Source organism: Nitratidesulfovibrio liaohensis (genome assembly GCF_011682075.1).
In the GTDB taxonomy this organism is placed as follows: domain Bacteria; phylum Desulfobacterota; class Desulfovibrionia; order Desulfovibrionales; family Desulfovibrionaceae; genus Cupidesulfovibrio; species Cupidesulfovibrio liaohensis.
Window position 1 is genome coordinate 1 of sequence record NZ_VSMK01000174.1, and the last position, 5,291, is coordinate 5,291.

Annotated in this window: 5 protein-coding genes and 1 pseudogene; all 6 read left to right on the forward strand. The window is 61.1% G+C overall.

The window, feature by feature from the left end; all coding sequences use genetic code 11:
* A pseudogene (locus FVW27_RS07085) lies at nt 1-1,743 on the forward strand (toprim domain-containing protein); the annotation flags it as partial.
* 1 nt (nt 1,744) lies between these two features.
* On the forward strand, nt 1,745-2,344 hold the full coding sequence (locus FVW27_RS07090; RefSeq protein ID WP_167123906.1) for a hypothetical protein: 600 nt from the start codon (nt 1,745-1,747) through the stop codon (nt 2,342-2,344).
* 573 nt (nt 2,345-2,917) lie between these two features.
* Nucleotides 2,918-3,373 (forward strand): hypothetical protein, encoded by a 456-nt coding sequence (locus tag FVW27_RS07095; RefSeq protein WP_167123908.1) that lies wholly within the window; start codon nt 2,918-2,920, stop codon nt 3,371-3,373.
* 319 nt (nt 3,374-3,692) lie between these two features.
* The gene (locus FVW27_RS21255; protein ID WP_424991856.1) at nt 3,693-3,869 is read left to right on the forward strand and encodes a colicin E3/pyocin S6 family cytotoxin; all 177 of its coding nucleotides are present in this window, start codon (nt 3,693-3,695) and stop codon (nt 3,867-3,869) included.
* A complete protein-coding gene (locus FVW27_RS07105; RefSeq protein WP_167123910.1) occupies nt 3,859-4,170 on the forward strand; it encodes a hypothetical protein in 312 nt (103 codons plus the stop codon). The genes FVW27_RS21255 and FVW27_RS07105 overlap by 11 nt, the downstream gene beginning before the upstream one ends.
* Nucleotides 4,152-5,084: an ImmA/IrrE family metallo-endopeptidase gene (locus tag FVW27_RS07110; RefSeq protein ID WP_167123911.1), complete on the forward strand. Its 933-nt coding sequence runs from the start codon at nt 4,152-4,154 to the stop codon at nt 5,082-5,084. Before FVW27_RS07105 ends, FVW27_RS07110 begins: the two co-directional genes overlap by 19 nt.
* Nucleotides 5,085-5,291 lie beyond the last annotated feature (207 nt).

A 5,291-nucleotide genomic window follows, 5' to 3' on the forward strand; every position in this document is an offset into this window, starting at 1 on the left:
GGTGGCGCAGACCCCGGCGCCGATACCCCCGCGCCCGCCCCCGTCGCGGCACCCACGCCGCCAAATCCCCCAAATCCCCCAAACCCCATAGACGCCGTGCTCGATTCCCCCACCGGGCGCGACCTGTTCGCCATGCACTGCGGCATCGACCAGATATCCAACGTGTTGCCCAAGTTCCTGTACATGGAGCGCGACGCCCTGGTGGACGAGCAGCGGTACGTGTTCGGCATCTCCTACGCCAACGGCCAGGCCGACGACCTGATCGCGCTGGAGGGCACGGCCATCACCAGCCCGGACGCCTTCCACAAGGCCATGCTGAACAGGTCGCGCGGGGGCACCTTTGACGGCGACGCCCGGCAGCTGAAGATCCTGCGCGACCGCTGGCTGAACAACCGCATGACCACCGTGAGCGCGCTGCCCTTCGTGGGCTACGACCGCGAATCCGACGCGTGGATATTTCAGGAGCACGCATGGAGCAAGGGCCGCAAGCTGGCCGTGAACAAGCACGGCTACTTCGAGGTGAACCGGCGCGGCGTGAAGTCCATGCTGAACGGCGTGTACATCCGCACCGATGGCCGCTTCACGCCGGACTGGCTGGACAACTACGCCAAGGCCTTCCACTGGCAGGGGCTGGCCACGCTGGCCTACTGGCTGGGGTCGCTGTTCGTGCAGCAGATCCGCGCGCGGCACAAGACGTTCCCCTTCCTGGAACTGACCGGCGAACCCGGCGCGGGCAAGTCCACCATCCTGGAGTTTCTGTGGAAGTGCGTGGGCCGCGACGACTACGAAGGCTTCGACCTGCTGAAGGCCACCCCCGCCGGGCGGCGGCGCGCCTTTTCGCAGGTGAGCAACCTGCCGGTGGTCATCATCGAATCGGACCGCGACAACGGCGACAAGGACGCCAAGCAGCGGCAATTCGGCTTTGACGAGGTGAAGCCCTTCTACAACGGGCGCGGCACCGGCACGCTGGGCGTGGCCCGGCGCTCCAACGACGTGGAGGAGCACCTGTTCCAGGCGTCGCTGGTCATCAGCCAGAATGCCGAGGTGGACGGGTCGGAGGCGCTGTTGCAGCGCATCGTGCATTGCCACGCCGACAAGAAGCACCACAAGACCGGCACGCGCGACGTGGCCCGGTGGTTCGAGCGGCAGACGGCGGCGGACGTGGGCGGTTTTCTGGGCGTGGCCCTGTCGCGCGAACGCGAGATTCTGGACGCCTACGCGGCGGCCTTCGACAGCATCGAAACCCGCTACACCGACAGCGGCGCCCTGAAGAACGAGCGCATCATCAAGAACCATGCGCAGATTGCCGCGTGCGGCCACGCCCTGAAGGTGCTGTTTCCCACCATGTCGGACTACCTGCGCGAAGGGCTAACCGAATACCTGTTCCTGCGGGCCAAGGCGCGGGAGCAACGCCTGGCTGCGGACCACCCGCTGGTGGAGCAGTTCTGGGACACCTACGACTACCTGTCCATCCAGCTGACCAAGACCACCTCGCGGTTGGACCCGCTGAACCACGACCGGCGCGACGGCGTGATTGCCGTGAACTTCAACCAGTTTCTGGAGGCCTGCCGCAACTGCGGCCAGCCCACCCCCGACATCGGCGCGCTGAAAAAGCTGCTGCCCGCCGGGAATGCCCGGCGCTTCATTGCCGCCAACCGCAGCGTGCATTCGCAGCACGAGAAGAAGACCGTGAAGTGCTGGCTGTTCCACGCCGCCAAACTGCCCACCCCGGAGGAAGATTGAGATGGAAACCCGCCCCGCTGACGCCGACCAAGGAATGGCCCTGTACACCATCGGGCGTGACCGACTGCACCGCCTGATGGCCATCTGGAACATGCTATCCGGCGTGCCGGAAGATGCGCTGCGCTGCCAGACGGAAACCATGTTCGGGCTGGAAGGAGAAGACGCGGACAACCCGGCGCGCGTGCATGCCGCAGGGGAATACGTGCTGCGCATGAATGCCGTGCTGCTGGAGAAAGGGGCGCGCGTGGGGGCTGCTGCGGCGGGCGCGTACATGCGGGCCGTGGGCGTGAAGGCGGAGGAGCCGGAGCTGGCCAGGGCGTTCTGGCAGGAATTCGACCGGCTGCAACAGCGAGTGGGTGGGCTGGATCATTCACGCACCCCGGCGCGCATCGCCGTCAACCTGAACCAGTTCTTGCGGCTTTCTGCCGAGCATGGCGGCCCCGGCTTCGACAGCGCCGAACTGAAGGCGGCCCTGCGGGCAAGCCAGCGCCATGTGCTGGTGGCGGCGAACTGCTGCGTTCATTCGCGCCGCCCCGGCAAGGCGTACAAGTGCTGGGTGTTCGAGCGGGGGGACGTTGCCCTTGGCTTGGCAGATGGCTGATCCTGCCCCGCACACCGCCACAAGGCCCCGCTACCCCGATGGGTGGCGGGGTATTTGTTTAACCAGCTGTAATCATATGCATACGTGCGTTACACGCGCATGCGTGCGCGCCGCGCGCGAAAAGGCGTTTTCCAAACGCAAGGCCTCGTCGCAAGTGGTGTGAGCGGTGATGAAATCGATTTTTTATATCTAACTATGTAAAAGATAGAATAAAATGTCCTGACCGCAATCCACACCTCGATTTGCCCAAAACGGTGATGTCCACACCGCTGCATATCTCCGCCTCACACCGTAGAGGGTGTGCGCTAACCAGTTGAAATCGCGTGCTTCGTCGGATGTGCAACAACGGAGAGGTGTGAGGAAAAATGCTTTGATGGCAATGTGTTGCGATGGAATATGAGGGGGCTCACACCGCACACACCGGGCAGAAAGTAGGGGGGCAGCCCTGTTGAGCGTGCGGCCTGCCGCACAGTTGTCCACCTATAGTGTTCGGGCGTATGATCCCGTCAGTGCGGAGTTGGGTGCCCTGTTGTGGTCTGACGATGTTTTGATGGGAACAATGCGGAGGATAAGGTGTCTCAAGGGATTCGGCTTTTAGTATTCTATATGTCGTTTCTTTTGTTTTGCGTGTGTGCTGCTATCAGGAATGACGATAGTGTCATTTATAAACGTTTGTTTTCGGTGTTGATAATATTGATTGGTATTTCATATTTGTATTATGGGCTTGTTGTGTATTTATTTGATCCGCCAGATCAGTTTTTTCTCCACGCGTCAGTTGTGTTCGGTATAGTGGCAAGTTCGTTGCTGGTAATTTTTGGCGATGTAGCCTTTGATGTTTTTGGGAAAGCTGTTGATGTCGCCTTGAGCTTCTTTGGGTTGTTCGGGCTGTGGTGGATTCTTGCTAGTTCTGCCGATATGGGCACCATGCCAGAAAAGGCTGTCGGGCTTTTGGAACCCTATGGTGCGTTTCTCGTCATGCCGTTCTTTGTGATCAAGTTTGTGTGCTCCTTGAAAAAGGTGCGTTTTTGAAGGGGGGGGGCGATACCGGCCCCCTTCAGTTCAACCAGGCCATGAGTGGGGGCGCACGGCGCACGGGCACTCGCCGTTCCTTTTTGACGGGCTGCCACAAGTGGGGCCGAAAACGCGCCTTGCCTTTCATGCTGGCACTAGGGCATATAGGCCCATCTGATGCAGGCTGCGAGGCGGCACGGCACGTGAGAAAAACGGTCGTTGACTGGCCTTGAATTTGCCATTAGCTGGAACTAGAGGCTTACAGATACCGGAGCACGGCTTGACTCGGCTGCCTCTCCCCCGTGGGACATTTCTTGATAGGCATGTGGTTTTCAAAGTGATCAATGGCGTCAAGACTTGGTGGGACGCTGAGGCTCAGCGTTACTACCAGTGGGATGCCTTTCACGGCGAAATCGAGGTCTACAACGCACGGGGCAAACACATTGGTGTCATGGACGTAACTGGCAGGGAGATCAAGGATTCTGTCAGGGGGAGGAAAATCAATGTCAGTTGAACAGCAGACGTTTGTCGAGCGCTGCCTTGCAGGGCAGGTGCTGGCCAACGAGATCGACGACGCGGTCGACGCCTGGCACGACGGCGACGACCCCAGAACGCTCCGCGAATTTCTGGGCTTCACCGACGAGGAATACGCCTGCTGGGTGAAGGATCACGCGTGCGTTTACACCATCTTGTCCTGCCGCGATTCCGGCACCCCTTTCAAGGTGCAGCCGGTGGACAATGAATGGGGCATGGCCGCGCGCAGCAACACCACTGGCGAACGGGTAGACATCAAGCAATGGCTCCCGGAAGAATAGCCAGCATTGTTCACCGCGTTATCAAGCGGTACGGCCTGACGTACCCGCTGAACATCCGGGCCTTTGCCGCGCAGATCGCCACGGTGCGCACAGCTGCGCTGCCAGAGGGCATGGATGGGTTCATTTGCTACTACCCGCCGCCCAAGCCCCCGTATATTTGCGTAAGAGACCAGTACATCCCCCGCCTGCATTTTACCCTTGCCCACGAACTTGGGCATTTTTTCATTCCCTGGCACCCGCGCGTAAACCAGTCGTGCATCATGACGCCGCAATCTCGCCGCACGGTTTCCCGGCATGAGTCGGAGGCGGACGAGTTTGCGGGGGAACTGCTAGCGCCTGTTTTCTGGATGCAGGACTTGCTGGCCAAGTCTACGCTGAAGGGGGTGTTTCTTGCCCTGACCGGCGGCGAGTACATGTCTCTGGAGGCGGCCTGCGTCAACCTGAGCAAGTTCGATGTGCCCCTGGTGGTCCGCCGGACAGACCTGACAACCGGCAAGAGCCGGGTGTACAGGTCGCAAGCTTTCTACTGGCTGGCGCTGCCGGAGGCGGATATTGCCCGCAGGGCAAGCAGCGCCGAGAGTCTTGTGGTTGGGCGCATGCAGCTGGATTTCTACCTGTACGAGCGCCAGCTTTCCGGCTTGCTCCCTGTCAGTGGGCGAACTGCGAAGGATATCTTGCAAGAAATCCTTGCCGGGTGTGCCCCTGGTGTCGCGCCGGGCATACAGAGTAGTGGCCATGCAAGCATTGCCGCATTGAACGGTTCGATGCGCGGGCACTCTGCGGAAGACTTTTACACTCGCTGCCTTGCGAACCTGCGCGCGAAGGCGGAGCTTGCCCCGCTTACGCGGCACCCCCTGTTCGAGTTGTTTGTTTCCGAGCGGTGCCGAGAGTTGATAGCAGGGCGGAAAAAGTAAAGCCTACCCCGGCCTTCTGTACCGGCCCCCCTTCAGTTCAACCAGGCCATGGCGAGCAGCCAGCGCACGGAGCGCGGGCGCTCGCCTTTTTTCACGTCCAGTTGCAGCAGGATCAGGTGCTTGAACCGTTCGGCTATCATGGTGGCGCGGGCCACGCGTTCGGGCGCTGGCGCGCCGCGCCGGTCGTGGTGCAGCAGCAGGCGGCGC

What these genes read in the sequence shown, in the direction of transcription:
- FVW27_RS07090 (WP_167123906.1), top strand. Translation starts at nt 1,745, where the DNA reads ATGGAAACCCGCCCCGCTGACGCCGACCAAGGAATGGCCCTGTACACC.
- FVW27_RS07110 (WP_167123911.1), top strand. Translation starts at nt 4,152, where the DNA reads ATGGCTCCCGGAAGAATAGCCAGCATTGTTCACCGCGTTATCAAGCGG.
- FVW27_RS07105 (WP_167123910.1), top strand. Translation starts at nt 3,859, where the DNA reads ATGTCAGTTGAACAGCAGACGTTTGTCGAGCGCTGCCTTGCAGGGCAG.